Source organism: Citrobacter sp. wls716 (assembly GCF_005280975.1).
Taxonomy (GTDB): Bacteria; Pseudomonadota; Gammaproteobacteria; order Enterobacterales; family Enterobacteriaceae; genus Citrobacter; species Citrobacter youngae.
This window is the reverse complement of sequence record NZ_SZWX01000036.1, coordinates 40,649-61,068: the sequence shown is the minus strand read 5'-3', so window position 1 is coordinate 61,068 and position 20,420 is coordinate 40,649. Positions and strand designations below refer to the sequence as shown.

Sequence of the window (20,420 nt, the reverse complement as noted above, 5' to 3'; positions counted from 1 at the left end):
GGAATAAATGAGGAAGGTTGTACCGGATGACGGCTTACGCCTTATCCGGCCTACAAGAGTACACGCTGTAGGCCCGGTAAGCGAAGCGCCACCGGGCAACCAAAAACAATCAGTACAGTTTTTTCGCGCAGTCCAGCCAGTCACCTTTGAACGGACGCTTCATGTTTTCGATAGCGTCGATGATGTCGTGGTGAACCAGTTGCTCGTTCTGAATACCGACACAGCGACCGCCATGACCTGCCAGCAGCAGTTCAATAGCATATGCGCCCATACGGGACGCCAGAATACGATCGTAAGGAACCGGAGAACCACCACGCTGGATATGACCCAGTACAGTAGAACGCGTTTCACGGCCCGTTTCTTTCTCAATGTAATGTGCCAGTTCATCAACATCACACATGTGCTCAGTGATCGCTACGATGGCGTGTTTTTTGCCCTTCGCGATACCGGCTTTGATTTCAGCAACCAGATCATCACGGCTAAATTCAACTTCCGGAACCACGACAAATTCACAGCCACCGGCAATTGCTGCAGCCAGGGTCAGGTCGCCGCAGTAACGCCCCATCACTTCAACGATGGAGATACGCTGGTGAGAAGAAGAAGTATCACGCAGACGGTCAATCGCTTCGACGACGGTACCCAATGCGGTGAAGTAACCGATGGTGTAATCAGTACCTTTAATATCGTTGTCGATAGTGCCCGGCAAGCCGATGCACGGGAAGCCCATTTCAGTCAGGCGTTTTGCACCCATGTAAGAACCGTCACCACCAATAACAACTAATGCATCGATGCCACGTTTCTTCAGATTTTCGATAGCCACTGCACGCACATTTTCGTCGCGGAATTCCGGGAAGCGAGCAGAACCGAGGAAAGTACCACCACGGTTGATCATGTCGGACACGCTGTAGCGGTCAAGCTGGACCATACGGTCTTCATACAAACCCAGGTAGCCATCATGGATCCCCATGACTTCCAGTCCTTCCGTTAACGCTGCACGTACAACACCACGGATTGCTGCGTTCATGCCCGGCGCATCACCGCCGCTTGTCAACACACCGATTTTCTTAATCATGACTACCTCTGAACTTTGGAATGCAAAATGAAATCTGCTGCCGGAAGTCGATTCCGCATATCGAAACGATCCAACGAATATGCAGATAGTATAACAATCACTTCCTGCTGAATTGATTCAGGTCAGGCCAAATGGTGGTAATTTATACACAAAATGCTGGCCCGGCTCACTTTTTTACAACGAATTATGAAAGCTCAAACATCTTGCCTTCCTTGGGTACGACTGAACAGGGATCCTGGTGAATAATCACATCCGATCCCGGGAAACGCCGTAAAATTGCCTGCTCCACCTGCTCAGCCACTAAATGCGCCTGAACGAGCGGCAGATTATCTTCCATTTCCAAATGAATCTGAATAAAGCGGGTCGGCCCTGACTGCCGCGTGCGAAGATCGTGAGCGCCGCTGACACCGGGCCATGACGTCACTATATCAATAATTTCCTGACGTTCCTCATCGGGTAAGGCGCGATCCAACAAGGATTGCACTGCCTCATACCCCATGCGTAATGCACTATATAAAATATAGATGCCAATCCCGAGCGCAAACAAGGCATCCGCACGATGCCAACCGTACCAGGCCAGTCCAAGCGCCACGAGAATCGCACCGTTCATCATAACATCAGACTGATAATGAAGCATATCTGCCCGTACAGCCTGACTTTGCGTACGTTTCACCACCCAGCGCTGAAACGTGACCAGAATGATTGTACACACTAACGCAATGATGGTGACCACCACCCCAACGCCAGGATCTTTCATCGGCGTCGGTTGGATGAGATGCTGAATCCCGGTCAGGAATAAAAACAGCGCCGAACCGGAAATAAACATGCTTTGCGCCAGCGCCGCCAGTGATTCCGCTTTTCCGTGTCCGAACGTATGTTCATCATCGGCCGGTTGCAGCGAATAGCGCACCACCAACAGGTTGGTTAACGACGCCGCGATGTCCACCAGAGAATCCACCAGTGCAGCCAGAATACTGACCGATCCGGTGTACCACCACGCAAAAATTTTGATCAAAAGTAACAGCGATGCCATCACGGTAGCCGCGATTGCCGCCCGGCTAACCAGCCGCCCATAGGTTTGATTCATAAACACTCCTGCCAGGATATGCCGCTAGTATAACGGATGAAGTAAAACAGTCAGGCAATAACCGAGTGACAAATTTTGGGCAAAAAAAACCCCCACATCATGTGGGGGAAGACAGGGATGGTGTCTATGGCAAGGAAAACAGGGTTACTACTGGGAACGTGAGTTGCTACTACTCAATAAATTTAACGATGAGCTTTGTTTCCAGTGCGCTACGTCGCGCAGTTGCTCCATTCGTTGTTCATGTTTCTCATTTAAAACCGCTTGCTGCTCGGGCGTTAACAGGCGATACATCTGGTTGCGGACCCTGGCTATTTCAACCTGGCGGGCAACCTGTTCTTGTGCCATTTTTTCTGCCTGAGCGCGCACAGCGCTTTCATCAAATTTCTCTGCGGTGACAAGACGATGCATTGTCTCCATTTCGCTAACATTAACAGGAGGCTGTTCGTGTCTTGCCTGCTGCATTAAATCTCGCATCTGTTGACGTTGATGTTCGGTTAAACTGATACCGTCAAACATGTGGCTCTGTACGCTGCGCTGCGAGGAGCCTTCACCCAGGTGCCAGTGATCGCCTGTGACGACTTCAGCTGCATGGCTCAAAGTACTGAGTGCCAGCGTTGAGGCCATGACGGCAGCGGTAACTTTGCCCATCACTTGCTCCCAAAATCTTTTCTGTCGCGATTCAACGAGAGACAGTTTACGATTCGGGCTGCAAACATGCGTCAGGGGGTGTAAAACAACGTAAAGTCATAGATTAGCGACGCCTGATGACGTAATTTCTGCCTCGGAGGTACGTAAACAATGAATAAAATCCTGTTAGTTGATGATGACCGAGAGCTGACTTCCCTGTTAAAGGAGTTGCTCGAAATGGAAGGTTTCGATGTGCTGGTTGCCCATGATGGGGAGCAGGCACTTGAGCTTCTGGATGACAGCATCGATTTACTTTTGCTCGACGTCATGATGCCGAAGAAAAACGGCATCGATACACTGAAAGCGCTTCGCCAGACACACCAGACGCCCGTAATCATGCTGACCGCTCGCGGCAGCGAATTGGATCGCGTACTCGGCCTTGAGCTGGGCGCGGACGACTATTTACCCAAACCGTTTAATGACCGCGAACTGGTCGCGCGTATCCGCGCTATTCTACGCCGCTCTCACTGGAGCGAACAACAGCAGACCAGCGATAATGGCTCGCCGACGCTGGAAGTGGATGCGTTAAGTCTGAATCCGGGTCGCCAGGAAGCCAGTTTTGATGGGCAAACCCTGGAGTTAACCGGCACCGAATTCACCCTGCTTTATTTACTGGCACAGCATCTCGGCCAGGTAGTTTCTCGTGAACACCTGAGTCAGGAAGTGCTGGGCAAACGCCTGACGCCGTTTGACCGCGCGATCGACATGCACATCTCGAACCTGCGCCGTAAGCTGCCAGAGCGGAAAGACGGACACCCGTGGTTTAAAACCCTGCGTGGTCGCGGCTACCTGATGGTCTCCGCTTCATGATAGGAAGCTTAACCGCACGCATCTTTGCCATCTTCTGGTTAACGCTGGCGCTGGTGTTGATGTTGGTACTGATGCTGCCCAAGCTCGACTCACGCCAGATGACCGAGCTACTGGACAGCGAGCAGCGCCAGGGGTTGATGATCGAGCAACACGTTGAAGCTGAGCTGGCGAACGACCCACCCAACGATCTTATGTGGTGGCGTCGCCTGTTCCGTGCTATCGACAAGTGGGCGCCGCCAGGACAGCGGTTATTGCTTGTCACTACAGAAGGACGTGTGATCGGCGCAGAACGCAACGAAATGCAGATCATTCGTAACTTTATTGGTCAGGCTGATAACGCTGACCATCCGCAGAAGAAAAAATACGGTCGCGTTGAGATGGTCGGGCCTTTCTCCGTCAGAGACGGGGAAGATAACTACCAGCTGTATCTCATTCGACCAGCCAGCAGTTCACAGTCTGATTTCATCAACCTGTTGTTTGACCGGCCACTGTTGCTGCTGATCGTTACCATGCTCGTCAGCTCACCGCTGCTGCTTTGGCTGGCATGGAGCCTGGCGAAACCGGCGCGTAAGTTGAAAAACGCGGCGGATGAGGTGGCACAGGGTAACCTGCGTCAGCATCCGGAACTGGAAGCCGGCCCGCAGGAATTTCTGGCGGCAGGTGCCAGTTTTAACCAGATGGTGACCGCGCTGGAACGCATGATGACCACGCAGCAACGCCTGCTGTCGGACATCTCTCACGAGTTGAGAACGCCACTAACACGTTTGCAATTGGGGACTGCGCTGCTGCGCCGTCGTAGCGGTGAGAGCAAAGAGCTGGAGCGCATTGAAACAGAAGCGCACCGGCTGGACAGCATGATCAACGACCTGCTGGTGATGTCACGTAATCAGCAGAAAAACGCGCTGGTCAGTGAAACCGTGAAGGCTAATCAGCTATGGGGCGAAGTACTGGATAACGCCGCCTTTGAAGCGGAGCAGATGGGTAAATCGCTGACAGTGAATTTCCCGCCGGGACCATGGCCGCTGTATGGCAACCCGAACGCACTGGAAAGCGCGCTGGAAAACATTGTGCGCAATGCCCTGCGCTATTCACATACGAAGATCGAAGTGGGCTTTGCGGTGGATATCGACGGGATTACCATCACCGTGGACGACGATGGCCCAGGCGTAAGCCCTGAAGACAGAGAACAGATTTTCCGTCCGTTCTATCGTACCGATGAGGCGCGCGATCGCGAGTCTGGCGGAACAGGTCTGGGTCTGGCGATTGTTGAAACCGCAATCCAGCAGCATCGTGGCTGGGTGAAGGCCGAAGACAGCCCGCTGGGTGGTTTACGGCTGGTAATTTGGTTACCGTTGTATAAGCGTTCCTGAGTCTCTCTGTGTTGCCGGATGGCGGCGTAATGCCTCATCCGGCCTCCACGGACAGGGGGAATTATTTCCCCCACAAACGGCGGGAATTGTCCTCGATCTTGCCGCTTAAACGGCGTTTTTGCATCGTTCTGGTCCAGCTTTTCGATAGCCCTGCAGCCGACAGTAAACGGTGATATTGCGAATCATCAAACGGCATATGCCAGGCAATAGCAATCGCCTCCCGCAGACTGACATCGCTCACGCGCGATGCCAGTACCAGCGGCGCATCCGCCGACACCATGCCCGGCGCGATAACACTGTACAGCCAGCCTATCTTCCCCGAAGCCTGCATCTGGCTTGCCATATCGCTAATGCCAAAATGGAAATTCAGCTTAAAACACGGTGAACGTGGCTGCGTGACCTGAATCAACGCCTCGCCCCACTGGAAAATATCGCCGATATAGACATTCTCTTCTGTCAGCCCAAGCGTTGAGAGGTTCTCCCCAAAGGCGGGGGCGACAAATAACTCCGCCTGTTCAGGGAATTCTTGTATCCAGTGCTGATAGTGTTCACGCGGATAGTGGCACAACGCGCGATCCGGCCCGCCGTGAATTTTAGTCTCCGCCTGTTCATCGCCCGTGAGCCCCAGATCGGTCAGCATCAACTCGCCATCAACCTGAACTTTAGCAATCGCGCTGGGACGGCTTCCCGTGTAGTCCCGAATCTTGCCTGTAAAAACATCGACCGGATATCGCATCTGTTCCCTCTCCCGATAAATTTCTCCCATTACACCACATTTATTTTACCCCAGTCGCTCAAAATGAGAGCACGGTTCACATGAAAGTTAGGGACACATGCTATCAATGTAAGCTGGTTTTGAAACATCATTTCAAATAAGGAGTCGACAACGTGACTGGTCAATCGCAATTTGCTGGCGTCTGGTGCCCTTCCATTACGCCAATGGACAATGACGGCAAGATCGATCTTAACGGTCTGAGCCAGCATCTTAAACGCCTTACCGAGGCCAACATCGACGTGATTTTGTTGATGGGCAGCATCGGGGAATTTGCCTCCTTTACGCTCGAGGAAAGGCTGTTGCTGATCCGTGAAGCCCGTGCCATGAGCTCGCTGAAGATGGTCGCCAACGTCTCATCCACTTGCCAGAACGATGTGCTGTTGATGGCACAGGAAGCGTATCGCGCCGGTTACGATGCCGTGATGATCCTACCACCTTACTATTACGGGCAAACGGCGAAACAACTCCTGAGCTACTTCCGTCAATTGGGGCAGAAACTCAGCGGCAAATGGTTTGCCTATAACTTCCCGGCGCGAACCGGTTGCGACTTAACGCCTGAACTGGTTGCCACCCTTGCCTCTGAGTTCCCCAACTTCGCAGGCATCAAAGATACCGTCGACTGCCAGTCCCACACCCGCAGCATGATCCAGACCACCCGCGCCGTACGCGAAGATTTTGCCGTGCTATCCGGCTATGACGAATACTATATTCCTAACCTGCTGGCAGGCGGCGCAGGGATTATTTCAGGATTAAACAACGTCATGCCGGAGCTGTTTGTCAGCGCACGAGAAGCCTTCAAGCAGGGGGATCTGGCTGCACTTCGCGATATTCAGGACCAGATTGGCACCTACATGTCCATCTACGCCATCGGTGAGGATTTCGTCACCACCATCAAAACCGTGGTATCGCGTAAGTTTGGCTATTGCACCGGGGTTTCACGTAATGCAGGCGGGGAGCTGAATGAAAGTGAGTGTCGAACAATTGATGAGGTGTTTGTAATCAAGGGTTAAAACGATTAAGCCGGATGGTGCAAACCATCCGGCTTAATCACGTTACTTCACCGCGTTGCGTATATCGATTGCCGCCGCTCTGGCTTTGGCTCTTTTCGACCAGATGGAGGTGATAATCGGCACGAGGATGGAGGTTACAATCACTGACGTCGCCACCAGAGAGGTTGCCGCCGGCGCCATGGGTTTGAACGCCGGAACCATTTCCGCAATCAGCACCGGCGTGGCAACGGCCGCGCCAGCAGAACTGGACGCCGCAATTCCCGCCGTACCATCGCCGCCGCCAATCAGTTTATCGGCAATAATCAGCGGGATACCGGTGATTATAATCACCGCCACGCCCAGCAGAATACCCAGTACGCCGGTCTGTGCAATCACGCTCAAATCAATGGTGTTACCTAATGCGAAGGCGAAGAAAGGGATCAGCGTCTGCACGGCCTTACTGAAGAATTCCCGCAGCTCAGGATCCAGATTACCCAGCGCAAAACCAATCAGGAACGGCAATACCGCCCCTACAAATACATGCGGTTCAAACGAAGCAATCCCGGCGGTTCCCAGAATCACCATGGTCATCAACGGGCCAGACTCCAGCGACATCAGGACAAACGCCCCAGCCTCTTCTTTGGTGCCGTACTGCTGCATAATCGAGGCATACAGCCCGCCGTTAGTCATATCCATTGCGGCCACCAGCGCCAGCGTGGACAACCCGGCAAAGAACCCCACTTCCACGCCATGTTCAGGAAGAATGCGCGATGCAATCGCCGCTACCACCCATGCGACCAGGATCTTGGTTATCACTAACGTGCCGGATTTACGCAGTACGGTTCCGGTAGCGCTCAGCTTAATCGATGCCCCCATGCAAAAGAACCAGACTGCCAGAATCGGCACCGTACCGGTGATCATACCGTTGGTAAATGAGCCGAAGTATTTCCCGGCGCCGGGGGAAAAGGTATGACACAACGCGCCCAGAAACAGCGGCACCAACATCATACCGCCTGGGATTTTCTCTATCGTACGTTTGATCTGCATTTCCATCACCTGTAGACATAAAAATGGGGCAATTTTTATGGGCGACTGCATCTTGCTTTTGAGATGCGCCCGTCTTGATGAAAAGAAGATAGACATTCGCAGAAACTATAAAAGTGATCCCACTCGCATAATAAAACCTTGTTTCAATTTAAATGGATCATTGTTTTTGTATTGATTTTGATCACAAAAAAGCCCCCGCAGGCATCGCTTGCAGGGGCTTAGTTAACGCGTCGAACTTATTTTTTCGCGGCGAAACGTGCAGCAGCTTCGTCCCAGTTCACCACGTCCCAGAACGCTTTGATGTAGTCCGGGCGACGGTTCTGGAATTTCAGGTAGTAAGCGTGTTCCCAAACGTCCAGGCCCACGATCGGGAAGCCGGAAGCGCCAGAGATAGCTTCACCCATCAGCGGGGAATCCTGGTTAGCGGTGGAAACAACAGCCAGTTTGTCACCTTTCAGAACCAGCCACGCCCAGCCGGAACCGAAACGAGTGGCTGCTGCTTTTTCAAATTCAGCTTTGAAGTTGTCAACAGAACCGAAGTCACGTTCGATAGCCGCTTTCAGGTCGCCCTGCAGCGTGGTACCGGTTTTCAGGCCTTTCCAGAACAGGCTGTGGTTAGCGTGACCGCCAGCGTTGTTACGCAGAACGGTTTTCTTATCCGCAGGCAGCTGATCCAGTTTGGTGATCAACTCTTCAGCAGACAGGCTCGCGAATTCAGGCAGGCTTTCCAGCGCAGCATTAGCGTTGTTTACGTAAGCCTGGTGGTGTTTGGTATGGTGGATTTCCATCGTCTGCTTATCGAAGTGCGGTTCAAGGGCATCATAAGCGTACGGCAGGGATGGCAGTGTATAACTCATAATCATCTCCAGTATTGTCGGGCGGCCAGTGTTAACGCCGCGTAAGCAGTTGGGTCATTATAGTTAATTAAATGATATTGAAAATGATTATCAATGCCGTACTTTTTAAAGGGTCTTAATTATTCATCACCATTACTGAAGATGTGAGCCAAATCACCCAGTTAACGTGATGATTGCCAACAAGAGGACAAAGGCGGCAATCGTCAAAAGGTTAATCATCTGCGTAATTTTTAAACTCGTTGTGTCGGAGGGGTTATGACCGACGATAAAAAATAACGAGGATTCAGTCATGAGTAACGCGATTACGATGGGTATTCTTTGGCATTTGATAGGTGCAGCCAGCGCAGCCTGTTTCTATGCCCCGTTCAAACAAGTTAAACATTGGTCATGGGAAACAATGTGGTCGGTTGGCGGGGTCGTCTCCTGGCTTATCCTGCCATGGACCATTAGCGCCATGTTGCTTCCCAACTTCTGGGCCTACTTCAGTTCTTTTAGCCTCTCCACGCTGGCACCGGTATTTCTGTTTGGCGCGATGTGGGGGATCGGTAATATCAACTATGGCCTGACCATGCGCTATCTCGGCATGTCGATGGGGATTGGTATTGCGATTGGTATTACCCTGATTGTCGGCACGCTGATGACCCCTATCATCAACGGTAACTTTGATGTGCTGATCAGCACCGATGGCGGGCGCATGACGCTACTGGGCGTATTGGTCGCGCTGATTGGCGTGGGCATTGTGACCCGCGCAGGACAGTTGAAAGAACGTAAAATGGGCATCAAAGCAGAAGAGTTCAACCTGAAGAAGGGGCTGGTGCTGGCGGTAATGTGCGGCATTTTCTCTGCCGGGATGTCCTTTGCGATGAACGCGGCGAAACCCATGCACGATGCTGCTGCCGCGCTGGGCGTTGATCCGTTGTATGTCGCGCTACCAAGCTATGTCGTCATCATGGGCGGCGGTGCTTTAGTCAACCTGGGCTTCTGTTTTATTCGTTTGGCAAAAGTGAAAGATCTTTCGATAAAAGCCGACTTCTCGTTAGCCAAACCGCTGATCATCACCAACGTGCTACTGTCCGCGCTCGGTGGCCTGATGTGGTATCTGCAATTCTTCTTCTACGCCTGGGGCCACGCTCGCATTCCGGCGCAGTATGATTATGTCAGTTGGATGCTGCACATGAGCTTCTATGTCCTGTGCGGCGGTATTGTTGGTCTGGTGCTGAAAGAGTGGAAAAACGCGGGCCGCCGTCCGGTCAGCGTACTGAGCCTCGGCTGCGTGGTCATTATTCTCGCGGCAAATATTGTCGGTCTGGGGATGGCCAGTTAATCATTCGGGCTGCTGAGATGACGCCACTGGCTCGGCGTCATCCCGGTTTCCCGCGTAAATACCACCGAAAAGTAGTTACTGTCCTCAAAGCCGCAGCGCATAGAAATTTCACTGATCATCAGTCTACTGTGCTTAAGCAGATACTGAGCATGGCAAACCCGTACCTGGCGGAGATACTGATTGATGGTCATCCCTGTCTGGCTGCGAAACTGCTGACGCAAAACTCGCTCACTGCACTGTTCCTGCTCACAGAATTTATCCAGCGCAAAGGCATGTTCATGACTCCCGGCCAACGCGGTAATCAGCTTATCCAACAACGTTTCACTTGATGTCGCTGGCAGCGTATCCGTGGCGTAGCGGTGCCGCTTGAAATGAGTCACCAGTTGCCCAAACAGCAACTCGGCCATTTCAAAAGCCAGCGGGTCACGCTGATTACTCTCATGTTCAAGCTGACTAATTATCTGCCGGGCCTGGGACATACCCGCGCTGCCAAGCCGCCAGTGGGGCTGTCGCGGCGAGCCGTTAAATCCTGGGATCGCGCTTTCCCAGCCGACATTCAGCGTCAGCCGTTCCGGGCAGTAAATGATATTTTGCAGGACGAGATCGTTAACTGAGGTGTAGGAGTGTTTGTCTTCGGCACGGATATAAAACAGATCGCCGCGGGTTATCCGGTACGGGCGATCGTTGAGAACATGCAGGCCATTGCCGCGCCATACCATCACCAGCTCGCAAAACTCATGAGTATGTTCGGCAAACACATCCTGTGGGTAACGATCGGCCACCGCGACGGCCTGGTGGTCATTCGCAAAAAAGTCTGATTTCAGAAGGACCAGATGATTCACCATCACATCACCTCAACCTGAACGCTTGCCGGATGCGCTACGTTTATCCGGTCTACAAGGCATCCACGTAGGCCGGACAAGGCACAGCCGCCATCCGGCATAAAAGGGTATGATTATCAGCAAACGGACGGCAAAAAACGTTGATAGCTTTCGCGTTACTGGAGGCTGCTTCCAGTAATGACATCGCGTCCCTGTCGGATATCGCGCGGCGACCAGTTAAACTCCCGGCGAAACAGCGTCGAAAAATGGTTACTGTCACCGAACCCACAACGATAAGCGATGTCCGTCACGCTGTCATCACTGTGACGTAGCAAATGGCGGGCTTTGATAAGCCGTAGGCGGTTGAGATAGCGCTGTGGCGTCAGCCCGGTCTGTTGTTTAAGCTGGCGGTGCAAAGTCCGTAAAGAGAGCGAAAACTGCTCGGCTACAGCTTCCCAGCACACTTCGTCGGCAAAGTTATCCTCCAGCCATGCCAGTAGTTGGTTCAGTCGCGCATCATTATCTGTTGCCGCTTCCATCAGACTGCTTTTACGCAACAGCACCAACAGCTGCATGAACAAGATCTCACGATTTGCCGCCGTTGGCGTATCCATTGCCTCTCCAAGATTTTCCATTTGCCCCACCAGATGCCGAACCTGCTGCAACACGCTCTGATTCACCCGCCAGTGTGACGGATATTGCCCATTCAGCTCCTGGGGTAACAACTGATTCAGCCCGGCCAAAAACTGAAACGCATCCGGGGAACGATACAGAATATTGGTCAGACACAGGTTGTCAGTATGTTCATATAAGTGTCTGTCATGATCGCGGACAAAACACACCGTTCCCCCGCTAATGGTATAAGGCTGTCCATTGAACACATGAATTCCCGTACCATGTTCAACCACTACAATTTCATGAAAATCATGATGATGTTCTGGAAAAGCAGGCTGAGGAAGCCGGGGCTCAATCGCCACGGGCGCTTTACCTGTCGGAAAAAAATCCACGCAATGCAATACGGTCATGATGACATCCCCCCCGATCAAATGAACATGACTGAATAGTAATTAAGGGTTATCACCCTCACCTTAAATTTTTGACGCCAAAGTGCGTAAACACGGTCAATTCTTCAAGAAATAGCGGGAAAGATCGGGAATTGCGGAAGGGGTCACATCAGGTGAAACCGTCCCCATTAGTAGAAACTGTGAACGCTATCACGTTCACCTTTGCCATGCTGCCAGCCGCGTATTGTCGCTGTCACTAACAAGAAGGTACGCCATTTCACGGGTTCTTAGACTGAGTGCAATGAAACTCAGAAGGACCTCGCTATGACTCTTCGCCATTGTGTCGCTGTTGATCTCGGTGCATCCAGTGGACGCGTAATGCTGGCGCGTTACGACAGTAAACACCGTACCCTGACACTGCGTGAAATCCACCGCTTTGTTAACTGTCTGCAAAAAACAGACGGTTTTGACACCTGGGACATCGACAGCCTGGAAAACGACATTCGTCTGGGGTTGAAGAAAGTCTGCGATCAAGGCATTCGGATCGACAGCATCGGCATTGATACCTGGGGCGTGGATTATGTCCTGATCGATAAAAACGGTCAGCGCGTTGGGTTGCCAGTCTCTTATCGCGATAGCCGCACGAACGGCATTATGTCGCGGGCCATGACGCAGCCAGGTAAAAGTGACATCTATCACCGTAGCGGCATTCAGTTTCTGCCCTTTAATACCCTGTATCAGCTCCGCGCGCTGGTCGAGCAGCAACCGGAACTAATCCCCCAGGTGGCGCATGCCCTGCTGATCCCCGATTACTTCAGCTATCGCCTGACCGGCGAACTGAACTGGGAATACACCAACGCCACCACCACCCAGTTAGTCAATATCAACACCGACGACTGGGACGAAACCCTGCTGGCCTGGAGCGGTGCCGACACAACGTGGTTTGGCCGCCCCACGTATCCGGGGAACGTAATTGGTTACTGGATTTGTCCACAGAAAAATCAAATCCCGGTGGTTGCCGTCGCCAGCCACGACACCGCCAGCGCGGTGATCGCATCACCGCTGGCCGATAAAAATAGTGCCTATCTCTCTTCCGGTACCTGGTCGCTGATGGGCTTCGAGAGCAGAACACCGTATACCAACGATGCGGCACTGGCGGCGAACATCACCAACGAAGGGGGCGCGGAAGGGCGCTACCGCGTGCTGAAAAACATCATGGGGCTGTGGCTACTTCAGCGCGTGTTAAAAGAGCGGCAGATAACCGACCTGCCTGCCCTTATCGCTCAAACCCAGGCGCTGCCAGCCTGCCAGTTTCTGATTAACCCCAACGACGAGCGCTTTATCAATCCTGACGATATGAGTGCGGAAATTCAGGCGGCCTGTCGTGAATCAGGCCAGCCCGTTCCTCAGCAAAACGCCGAACTGGCGCGCTGTATTTTCGACAGTCTGGCGTTGCTGTACGCCGATATCCTGCAGGAACTGGCTGAGCTTCGCGGCGAAGCATTTCACCAACTGCACATCGTCGGCGGTGGGTGCCAGAACGCATTACTCAACCAGCTTTGCGCGGATGCCTGCGGTATTCGCGTCATATCCGGGCCTATTGAGGCCTCCACGCTCGGCAATATTGGCGTCCAGTTGATGACGCTGGACGAGCTTAACAACGTCGATGATTTCCGTCAGGTGGTGCGTGCCAACTACGACCTGACCACCTTCATCCCCAATCCTGAAAGTGAAATTGCCCGCCACAAAGCGCAGTTTCAACCATTACGACAGACAAAGGAGCTTTGCGCATGACCACTCAACTTGAACAAGCCTGGGAACTGGCAAAACTGCGTTTCGCAGCGGTAGGTATTGATGTCGAGGAAGCATTACGCCAGCTCGATCGTCTGCCGGTCTCCATGCACTGCTGGCAGGGCGACGACGTAGCCGGATTCGAAAACCCGGAAGGTTCGCTCACGGGTGGAATTCAGGCAACCGGTAACTATCCGGGCAAAGCGCGTAACGCCAGCGAACTGCGTGCCGATCTGGAGCAGGCGCTGAGCCTGATTCCGGGTCCAAAACGTCTGAATTTGCATGCGATCTATCTGGAGTCTGATACGCCAGTTGCCCGCGACCAAATCAAACCTGAACACTTCAAAAACTGGGTTGAGTGGGCGAAAGCGAACCAGCTAGGGCTGGATTTCAACCCGTCCTGCTTCTCACATCCGCTGAGTGCCGACGGTTTCACGCTGGCCCACGCCGATGACACCATTCGCCAGTTCTGGATTGACCACTGCAAAGCCAGCCGTCGCGTCTCGGCGTATTTTGGCGAGCAGTTGGGTACGCCGTCGGTGATGAACATCTGGATCCCGGATGGTATGAAAGACATCACCGTTGATCGTTTAGCGCCGCGCCAGCGTCTGCTGGACGCGCTGGACGAAGTGATCAGCGAGAAACTCGACCCGGCGCACCACATCGATGCCGTCGAGAGCAAACTGTTTGGTATTGGCGCAGAAAGCTACACCGTCGGCTCTAACGAGTTCTATATGGGTTATGCCACCAGCCGCCAGACCGCATTGTGCCTGGATGCAGGTCACTTCCATCCGACGGAAGTCATTTCCGACAAGATCTCCGCCGCCATGCTGTACGTGCCACGCCTGCTGCTGCATGTCAGCCGTCCGGTGCGTTGGGACAGCGATCACGTGGTGCTGCTGGATGATGAAACGCAGGCGATTGCCAGCGAGATCGTGCGCCACAACCTGTTTGACCGCGTACACATCGGCCTCGACTTCTTCGACGCCTCCATCAACCGCATCGCCGCGTGGGTGATCGGCACCCGCAATATGAAAAAAGCGCTGCTGCGCGCGTTGTTAGAACCGACCGGGCAATTGCGTCAGCTTGAAGCCAGCGGCGACTACACCGCACGCCTGGCTCTGCTGGAAGAGCAAAAATCGCTGCCGTGGCAGGCCGTCTGGGAGATGTATTGCCAGCGTCACGACACGCCAGCGGGCAGCCAGTGGCTGGAAAGTGTGCGCGCTTATGAAAAAGAGATTTTGAGCAAACGTGGCTAACTGTGACGCCAGGCTTGTAGGCCGGATAAGACGCCCCGCGTCGCCATCCGGCAATAAATGAAACACGATTGCCGGATGGCGCTTCGCTTATCCGGCCTACGTAAGACCCGATAACGTTCGGGCAATAAATGGGAACACCGAACATGCAAAACATTACCACTTCCTGGTTCGTCCAGGGGATGATTAAAGCCACTTCCGATGCCTGGCTGAAAGGTTGGGACGAACGCAACGGCGGCAACCTGACACTGCGCCTGGATGAGGCAGATATTGCGCCATTTAGCGCCGATTTCCACGAAAAACCACGCTATATCGCGCTGAGTCAGCCGATGCCGCTGCTGGCGAATACGCCGTTTATCGTCACCGGTTCGGGGAAATTTTTCCGCAACGTCCAGCTCGATCCGGCAGCCAATTTGGGCGTGGTGAAAATCGACAGCGATGGCGCGGGTTACCACATTCTGTGGGGGCTGACCCATGAAGCCGTGCCGACCTCCGAACTGCCCGCGCACTTCCTTTCCCACTGCGAGCGCATTAAAGCCACCAATGGCAAAGACCGCGTGATCATGCACTGCCATGCCACCAACCTGATCGCCCTGACCTACGTACTGGAAAACAATACCGCGCTGATGACCCGTAAGCTGTGGGAAGGCAGCACCGAGTGTCTGGTGGTGTTCCCGGATGGCGTCGGTATTCTGCCGTGGATGGTGCCAGGTACCGATGAAATCGGTCAGGCCACCGCCGAAGAAATGCAGAAACACTCGCTGGTACTGTGGCCGTTCCACGGCGTGTTCGGCAGCGGACCTACCCTCGACGAAGCGTTCGGTTTGATCGATACCGCAGAGAAGTCCGCTGAGGTTCTGGTCAAGATTTACTCGATGGGCGGTATGAAGCAGACCATTACGCGTGAAGAGCTAATCGCACTTGGCAAACGCTTCGGCGTGACGCCGCTGGCCAGCGCACTGGCATTGTAAGGAGAATAATGATGAGCTTTATGTTGGCACTGCCAAAAATTAGCCTGCATGGCGCCGGCGCGATTGCCGATATGGTGAACCTCGTGGCGAATAAGCAATGGGGTAAAGCGCTGATCGTCACCGATGGTCAACTGGTAAAACTGGGCCTGTTGGATAGCCTGTTTACCGCGCTGGATGAACATCAGATGTCTTACCACCTGTTTGATGAGGTGTTTCCAAACCCGACGGAAGAGCTGGTGCAGAAAGGTTTCGCGGCGTATCAGGACGCAGAATGTCACTACATTATTGCCTTCGGTGGCGGTAGCCCGATCGATACCGCTAAAGCGGTGAAGATCCTGACCGCCAACCCCGGCCCTTCTACCGCCTATTCCGGCGTAGGCAAGGTAAAAAATGCTGGCGTACCGCTGGTCGCCATCAATACCACCGCCGGAACGGCAGCAGAGATGACCAGTAATGCGGTCATTATCGACTCAGCTCGCAAGGTTAAAGAGGTGATCATCGACCCGAATATCATCCCGGATATCGCCGTGGATGATGCCAGCGTCATGCTGGAAATTCCGGCATCCGTCACCGCCGCAACCGGCATGGACGCCCTGACCCATGCGGTAGAAGCCTATGTTTCCGTTGGCGCGCATCCGCTCACCGACGCTAACGCGCTGGAAGCGATTCGCCTGATCAACCTGTGGCTACCGAAAGCGGTCGACGACGGTCATAACCTCGACGCCCGTGAACAAATGGCGTTTGGTCAGTATCTGGCGGGGATGGCATTTAACAGCGCTGGTCTCGGTCTGGTGCATGCGCTGGCGCACCAGCCGGGCGCAACCCATAATCTGCCACACGGAGTCTGCAACGCCATCCTGCTGCCGGTAATCGAAAACTTTAATCGCCCCAACGCCGTGGCACGCTTTGCCCGCGTGGCGCAGGCAATGGGCGTCGATACGCACGGTATGAGCGATGAAGCGGCCAGCATGGAGGCCATCAACGCGATTCGTGCACTCAGCAAGCGTGTCGGTATTCCTGCGGGCTTTAGTTCACTTGGCGTGACGAAAGAGGATATTGAGGGCTGGCTGGATAAAGCGTTGGCCGATCCGTGTGCGCCGTGCAACCCGCGCACCGCCAGCCGCGACGAGATCCGCGAGCTGTATCTGGAGGCGTTATGATCCGCAAGGCCTTTATAATGCAGGTGAATGCCGATGCGCACGTTGAGTATCAACGTCGGCACAATCCCATCTGGCCAGAACTGGAAGCGGTGCTGAAAGCCCACGGCGCACATCACTATGCGATTTATCTCGACGAGGAGCGCAATCTGCTGTTCGCCACCGTTGAGATTGAGTCCGAGGAGCGCTGGAATGCCGTTGCCAGTACCGACGTTTGCCAGCGTTGGTGGAAACATATGCGTGACGTAATGCCGGCCAACCCAGACAACAGCCCGGTCAGCGCAGAGTTAAAAGAAGTGTTTTATTTGCCATAAGTCGTGTGCCCGGTGGCGCAAGCTTACCGGGCCTACGGTTCTATTTTTTCCTGGTCGGATAAGCGATAGCGCCATCCGGCAGTTTCAATTCTGCTCAGAAACCAGAATCGCCTGGGTGTCAGGCTCCAGTGCTTTAAAGATATGCGCCTGGTCAGCGGGGTAGCAAATATAGTCGCCCTCGCCTAACTCCTCCGGCGCTTCCGTCAACCCCACCATCGCCTTACCCTGCGTCACGATAATATGTTCAACCGATCCCGGTGGATGCGGTTGTGAAATACGATCTGCGCCCGGTTGCGTCAGCAGCAGATAGATATCCCGCCGCGCGCCCGGTGGGCAGGCTGCCAGTAAAATAGCCTGATAGTGGGCCTGCTCAGCCACGACTTTTGTCCCTTCGCCACGGCGAATCACCTGCGTTTTTTGCTCCTGCGGTTCCAGTAATCGGGCAAAGGGGATATCCAGCGCCACACACAGCGACCACAGCGTTTCCAAGCTAGGATTACCATTTCCCGCTTCCAGCTGCGAGAGTGTCGATTTTGCAATTCCCGCGCGACGGGCAATTTCTGCCAGCGATAAACCGGTGCGCTGACGTTCACGCACCAGACTTTTCGCGATCATACTGATGGGTTGGGTCATTCTCGACTCCATGTTCTTTATATCGAACGAATCGTTCGACTTGTAAATCAAACTGATTATGTTCATTATAATGGAAACTCGTTCGATATGGCTAAAACGGTATGAAACATTATTTTTCCAGCCTCAAAGGCGACACGATTAAAGCGATATTTTTAGTGTGCCTGGCCGTCGGCGTGGTAGGCATGTCCTACGGTTCGCTGGCAATGGCTTACGGCTTCCCGATTTGGGTGCCCTTTGTACTCTCGATTACAGTACTGGCCGGAGCTTCTGAATTTATGTTTATCGGTATTATCGCCAGCGGCGGAAATCCGTTAGCGGCAGCGGCGGCCGGGTTACTGGTGAATGCCCGACATGTACCGTTTGGCGTGACGGTACGCGATCTGGTCGGCACTCGCGCCGCCAGCTTTCTAGGCTGTCATATCATGAACGATGAAAGCGTGGTGTTCGGCCTGTCGCAGAAAACACCGGAACAACGTAAAGCCGCCTACTGGTTATGCGGTCTGGGCGTCGCCATTTTCTGGCCGATTGGCACACTGATCGGCGCCGGTGTCGGCAAGCTGCTCCCGGCACCTGAAACCATTGGTCTGGATGCCGTTTTCCCTGCCATTTTGTTGGCCTTAGTGGTTCCAGCTTTTAAAAACCGCACCACGCTCATCCGTGCCTGTAGCGGGGCCGCATTGTCACTCGCTTCCGTACCTTTCGCACCGGTAGGCTTGCCGGTACTGCTTTCACTGTTTGGCTTACTGACGAGGAAAAAATAATGGGCAACATGACGCTGTTTATCGTCGGTATCGCCGTGTTATCTCTGGGAACCTATTTAATGCGTTTAGGGGGAGCAAAACTGGGAGGCCGTTTAGCCTTTTCTGAACGTTCACAGGCGTTGCTTTCTGATGCTGCAACGGTGTTACTGTTCTCCGTTGCGCTGGCAACCACCTTTTATGAAGGCGAACACTTTGCCGGCATGGCGCGCGTGCTGGGCGTGGCTTTTGCGGTGTTTCTCGCCTGGCGTAAGACGCCATTGATTGTGGTGATTATCGCTGCAGCAGTGGTAACCGCACTGCTGAGAATGGCGGGTATAAACTAAAAAAGCGCCTCAAGGGCGCTCTTTCGACAGTACTGAGGTATCTTATTTCAGCAGTTCAGCGGTCATGTGCACGCGGTTGCCGGTGTAAGCCTGAGTGATTTTGTAATCGCTGGCACCTGCACGTTCAGCCTGAGCGGCGATTTTTGCTTCAGCGCTTTCCAGCGTAGAACCGGTTGCGGTAACTGTCTGAGCAGCGAAAGAACCGAAAGACGTAGCCAGAGCGATAACTGCGACAAAAGTTTTGATGCTTTTCATGATATAAACCCTTTCACTTAGTTGTTTTAGTAAGGCACCGTGCCTTGATGTGATAAATAGTAGCCTTCATATCACGCAACTAAAAGCGGAAGGATTTGCCTATCTTATTCAAATTAACTGAACAATTATTACTCAGCGATCAACCGCTGCGGATGGGTGTAGATCGTCGCCCTGCCCGGTTTGCAAAAACCCACCAGCGTCAGGTTACAACGTTCGGCAACTTCTACGGCAAGCGTTGTCGCGGCTGAGACAGCAAACAGGATCTCCACGCCACACATCGCCGACTTTTGCACCATCTCGTAGCTGGCGCGGCTGGAGACTAATACTGCGCCCGCCCGCCAGGCTTCCCCTTCGATAGCACGTCGTCCCAGCAGTTTATCCAGCGCCACATGACGCCCGACATCTTCATGTCCACCCGCCAGATGGCCTGACGGCTGTACCCAGGCAGCCGCGTGCGTGCAGCCTGTCAGTTGCCCCACGGGCTGGAAATCAGGGAGATGCCTTAAGGCGTTATCGAGATGTGCCAGATCGAATGTCTGGGTAAACGGCAGAGGCTGGACCGGCTTGCCAATGTCATTGAGTTGTTCAACGCCGCAAACGCCACAACCGGTACGACCGGCCAGTGCACGACGCCGCTCCTTCAGCCCCATAAATCGACGACTGGACAGCTCAACCTGCACTTCTAATCCGTTACAGGAAGGCACCACTTCCATTGCGTAGATATCCTGCGGGCGCTCAATAATGCCTTCAGAAAGTGAAAAGCCCAGCGCAAAGTGCTCAAGATCTTTCGGTGACGCCATCATCACCACGTGCGAAATCCCGTTGTAAACCAGCGCAACCGGCACTTCTTCAGCGACCTCATCTGGCTGAGGATGTTGCAAATCCTCGCGTTTCCAGAGAGTCAACTGACGCGATCCTGCACAATTCATCACATTTTTGACTTCTTCTTGATGGATTTTATTCACTTTCTTTTAACCATATTGGAACACACATACCAACATTGTGGTATTCTTTACAAACCCCTCCTGGACGGAGGGAAATTCACCCAATTCTGGACCTTTGCGGTCCCGTCCGCAAAGAAAAATAACAACCACTTCCCTCGCGCTCGAGTAACGG

The 20,420-nt window shown here is 53.5% G+C and carries 22 protein-coding genes; 11 read left to right on the top strand and 11 right to left on the bottom strand.

Annotation, left to right across the window (positions count from 1 at the left end; translation table 11 throughout):
* Positions 1-109 precede the first annotated feature (109 nt).
* From pfkA to cpxP, 3 genes are all read right to left on the bottom strand, one after another.
* Entirely contained in the window at positions 110-1,072 is a 963-nt protein-coding gene (gene pfkA / locus FDX24_RS12995) for a 6-phosphofructokinase (protein WP_003028778.1), read from the bottom strand.
* 184 nt (positions 1,073-1,256) lie between these two features.
* On the bottom strand, positions 1,257-2,159 hold the full coding sequence (gene fieF / locus FDX24_RS12990) for a CDF family cation-efflux transporter FieF (protein ID WP_048214007.1): 903 nt from the start codon (positions 2,157-2,159) through the stop codon (positions 1,257-1,259).
* Between the two features lie 147 nt (positions 2,160-2,306).
* Complete coding sequence (gene cpxP / locus FDX24_RS12985) at positions 2,307-2,807, bottom strand: cell-envelope stress modulator CpxP (RefSeq protein WP_005121753.1); 501 nt, start codon at positions 2,805-2,807, stop codon at positions 2,307-2,309.
* Between the two features lie 150 nt (positions 2,808-2,957).
* Between cpxP and cpxR the strand changes: the two genes are divergently transcribed.
* Positions 2,958-3,656 carry an envelope stress response regulator transcription factor CpxR gene (cpxR, locus tag FDX24_RS12980; RefSeq protein ID WP_048214010.1) on the top strand — a complete coding sequence of 233 codons (699 nt, stop codon included), beginning with the start codon at positions 2,958-2,960 and terminating at the stop codon, positions 3,654-3,656.
* Positions 3,653-5,026, top strand: coding sequence for an envelope stress sensor histidine kinase CpxA (gene cpxA / locus FDX24_RS12975; protein WP_003840485.1), 1,374 nt, complete (start codon positions 3,653-3,655; stop codon positions 5,024-5,026). Before cpxR ends, cpxA begins: the two co-directional genes overlap by 4 nt.
* Positions 5,027-5,087: 61 nt before the next feature.
* Here cpxA and yiiM read toward each other — a convergent pair whose 3' ends face one another.
* Positions 5,088-5,762 carry a 6-hydroxyaminopurine reductase gene (gene yiiM, locus FDX24_RS12970; RefSeq protein ID WP_048214011.1) on the bottom strand — a complete coding sequence of 225 codons (675 nt, stop codon included), beginning with the start codon at positions 5,760-5,762 and terminating at the stop codon, positions 5,088-5,090.
* Positions 5,763-5,914: 152 nt separating this feature from the next.
* On the opposite strand from yiiM, the gene FDX24_RS12965 reads away from it, so the two are divergent.
* On the top strand, positions 5,915-6,811 hold the full coding sequence (locus FDX24_RS12965; protein WP_048214012.1) for a dihydrodipicolinate synthase family protein: 897 nt from the start codon (positions 5,915-5,917) through the stop codon (positions 6,809-6,811).
* A gap of 42 nt (positions 6,812-6,853) precedes the next feature.
* On the opposite strand, the gene kdgT is transcribed toward FDX24_RS12965, so the two are convergent.
* Together kdgT and sodA are read right to left on the bottom strand one after the other, a co-directional pair.
* Entirely contained in the window at positions 6,854-7,837 is a 984-nt protein-coding gene (kdgT, locus tag FDX24_RS12960; RefSeq protein WP_048214013.1) for a 2-keto-3-deoxygluconate transporter, read from the bottom strand.
* Positions 7,838-8,073: 236 nt separating this feature from the next.
* Positions 8,074-8,694: a superoxide dismutase [Mn] gene (gene sodA, locus FDX24_RS12955; protein WP_005121766.1), complete on the bottom strand. Its 621-nt coding sequence runs from the start codon at positions 8,692-8,694 to the stop codon at positions 8,074-8,076.
* Between the two features lie 289 nt (positions 8,695-8,983).
* Between sodA and rhaT the strand changes: the two genes are divergently transcribed.
* Positions 8,984-10,018, top strand: a complete 1,035-nt coding sequence (rhaT, locus tag FDX24_RS12950) for an L-rhamnose/proton symporter RhaT (protein ID WP_061066964.1) — start codon at positions 8,984-8,986, stop codon at positions 10,016-10,018.
* Here rhaT and rhaR read toward each other — a convergent pair.
* Positions 10,015-10,863, bottom strand: a complete 849-nt coding sequence (gene rhaR / locus FDX24_RS12945; protein WP_048214015.1) for an HTH-type transcriptional activator RhaR — start codon at positions 10,861-10,863, stop codon at positions 10,015-10,017. The two genes, rhaT and rhaR, sit on opposite strands and share 4 nt — an antisense overlap.
* A 152-nt stretch (positions 10,864-11,015) precedes the next feature.
* A complete protein-coding gene (rhaS, locus tag FDX24_RS12940) occupies positions 11,016-11,864 on the bottom strand; it encodes an HTH-type transcriptional activator RhaS (protein ID WP_048214016.1) in 849 nt (282 codons plus the stop codon).
* Positions 11,865-12,167: 303 nt separating this feature from the next.
* Here rhaS and rhaB point away from each other — a divergent pair, with 303 nt between their 5' ends.
* The 5 genes from rhaB (at position 12,168) to rhaM (ending at position 17,332) form a co-directional block, all read left to right on the top strand.
* Positions 12,168-13,637, top strand: a complete 1,470-nt coding sequence (gene rhaB / locus FDX24_RS12935) for a rhamnulokinase (RefSeq protein ID WP_137364410.1) — start codon at positions 12,168-12,170, stop codon at positions 13,635-13,637.
* Positions 13,634-14,893, top strand: coding sequence for an L-rhamnose isomerase (gene rhaA, locus FDX24_RS12930; protein WP_061066962.1), 1,260 nt, complete (start codon positions 13,634-13,636; stop codon positions 14,891-14,893). Before rhaB ends, rhaA begins: the two co-directional genes overlap by 4 nt.
* Before the next feature lie 143 nt (positions 14,894-15,036).
* Positions 15,037-15,861, top strand: coding sequence for a rhamnulose-1-phosphate aldolase (rhaD, locus tag FDX24_RS12925; RefSeq protein WP_086523527.1), 825 nt, complete (start codon positions 15,037-15,039; stop codon positions 15,859-15,861).
* 11 nt (positions 15,862-15,872) lie between these two features.
* Positions 15,873-17,021: a lactaldehyde reductase gene (gene fucO / locus FDX24_RS12920; protein WP_137364425.1), complete on the top strand. Its 1,149-nt coding sequence runs from the start codon at positions 15,873-15,875 to the stop codon at positions 17,019-17,021.
* Complete coding sequence (gene rhaM / locus FDX24_RS12915; RefSeq protein ID WP_137364409.1) at positions 17,018-17,332, top strand: L-rhamnose mutarotase; 315 nt, start codon at positions 17,018-17,020, stop codon at positions 17,330-17,332. Before fucO ends, rhaM begins: the two co-directional genes overlap by 4 nt.
* A gap of 84 nt (positions 17,333-17,416) precedes the next feature.
* On the opposite strand, the gene FDX24_RS12910 is transcribed toward rhaM, so the two are convergent.
* A complete protein-coding gene (locus tag FDX24_RS12910; protein ID WP_003028726.1) occupies positions 17,417-17,965 on the bottom strand; it encodes a helix-turn-helix domain-containing protein in 549 nt (182 codons plus the stop codon).
* Between the two features lie 101 nt (positions 17,966-18,066).
* On the opposite strand from FDX24_RS12910, the gene FDX24_RS12905 reads away from it, so the two are divergent.
* A complete protein-coding gene (locus FDX24_RS12905) occupies positions 18,067-18,726 on the top strand; it encodes an AzlC family ABC transporter permease (protein WP_048214023.1) in 660 nt (219 codons plus the stop codon).
* A complete protein-coding gene (locus FDX24_RS12900; protein WP_061066958.1) occupies positions 18,726-19,049 on the top strand; it encodes an AzlD domain-containing protein in 324 nt (107 codons plus the stop codon). Before FDX24_RS12905 ends, FDX24_RS12900 begins: the two co-directional genes overlap by 1 nt.
* 42 nt (positions 19,050-19,091) lie before the next feature.
* Here FDX24_RS12900 and FDX24_RS12895 read toward each other — a convergent pair whose 3' ends face one another.
* On the bottom strand, positions 19,092-19,304 hold the full coding sequence (locus tag FDX24_RS12895) for a DUF1471 domain-containing protein (protein ID WP_003825262.1): 213 nt from the start codon (positions 19,302-19,304) through the stop codon (positions 19,092-19,094).
* A 128-nt stretch (positions 19,305-19,432) separates the two neighbouring features.
* Positions 19,433-20,233, bottom strand: coding sequence for a formate dehydrogenase accessory sulfurtransferase FdhD (gene fdhD / locus FDX24_RS12890; protein ID WP_217438277.1), 801 nt, complete (start codon positions 20,231-20,233; stop codon positions 19,433-19,435).
* Positions 20,234-20,420: the final 187 nt, after the last annotated feature.

Bases quoted from the DNA above. Each gene is read 5' to 3' on its own strand.
- pfkA (WP_003028778.1), bottom strand. From the start codon at position 1,072: ATGATTAAGAAAATCGGTGTGTTGACAAGCGGCGGTGATGCGCCGGGC.
- sodA (WP_005121766.1), bottom strand. From the start codon at position 8,694: ATGAGTTATACACTGCCATCCCTGCCGTACGCTTATGATGCCCTTGAA.
- FDX24_RS12905 (WP_048214023.1), top strand. From the start codon at position 18,067: ATGAAACATTATTTTTCCAGCCTCAAAGGCGACACGATTAAAGCGATA.
- rhaD (WP_086523527.1), top strand. From the start codon at position 15,037: ATGCAAAACATTACCACTTCCTGGTTCGTCCAGGGGATGATTAAAGCC.
- yiiM (WP_048214011.1), bottom strand. From the start codon at position 5,762: ATGCGATATCCGGTCGATGTTTTTACAGGCAAGATTCGGGACTACACG.
- fucO (WP_137364425.1), top strand. From the start codon at position 15,873: ATGAGCTTTATGTTGGCACTGCCAAAAATTAGCCTGCATGGCGCCGGC.
- FDX24_RS12910 (WP_003028726.1), bottom strand. From the start codon at position 17,965: ATGACCCAACCCATCAGTATGATCGCGAAAAGTCTGGTGCGTGAACGT.
- fieF (WP_048214007.1), bottom strand. From the start codon at position 2,159: ATGAATCAAACCTATGGGCGGCTGGTTAGCCGGGCGGCAATCGCGGCT.
- rhaM (WP_137364409.1), top strand. From the start codon at position 17,018: ATGATCCGCAAGGCCTTTATAATGCAGGTGAATGCCGATGCGCACGTT.
- kdgT (WP_048214013.1), bottom strand. From the start codon at position 7,837: ATGCAGATCAAACGTACGATAGAGAAAATCCCAGGCGGTATGATGTTG.
- FDX24_RS12900 (WP_061066958.1), top strand. From the start codon at position 18,726: ATGGGCAACATGACGCTGTTTATCGTCGGTATCGCCGTGTTATCTCTG.
- rhaA (WP_061066962.1), top strand. From the start codon at position 13,634: ATGACCACTCAACTTGAACAAGCCTGGGAACTGGCAAAACTGCGTTTC.
- rhaT (WP_061066964.1), top strand. From the start codon at position 8,984: ATGAGTAACGCGATTACGATGGGTATTCTTTGGCATTTGATAGGTGCA.
- fdhD (WP_217438277.1), bottom strand. From the start codon at position 20,233: ATGAATTGTGCAGGATCGCGTCAGTTGACTCTCTGGAAACGCGAGGAT.
- rhaB (WP_137364410.1), top strand. From the start codon at position 12,168: ATGACTCTTCGCCATTGTGTCGCTGTTGATCTCGGTGCATCCAGTGGA.
- cpxA (WP_003840485.1), top strand. From the start codon at position 3,653: ATGATAGGAAGCTTAACCGCACGCATCTTTGCCATCTTCTGGTTAACG.
- cpxP (WP_005121753.1), bottom strand. From the start codon at position 2,807: ATGGGCAAAGTTACCGCTGCCGTCATGGCCTCAACGCTGGCACTCAGT.
- cpxR (WP_048214010.1), top strand. From the start codon at position 2,958: ATGAATAAAATCCTGTTAGTTGATGATGACCGAGAGCTGACTTCCCTG.
- rhaR (WP_048214015.1), bottom strand. From the start codon at position 10,863: ATGGTGAATCATCTGGTCCTTCTGAAATCAGACTTTTTTGCGAATGAC.
- rhaS (WP_048214016.1), bottom strand. From the start codon at position 11,864: ATGACCGTATTGCATTGCGTGGATTTTTTTCCGACAGGTAAAGCGCCC.
- FDX24_RS12895 (WP_003825262.1), bottom strand. From the start codon at position 19,304: ATGAAAAGCATCAAAACTTTTGTCGCAGTTATCGCTCTGGCTACGTCT.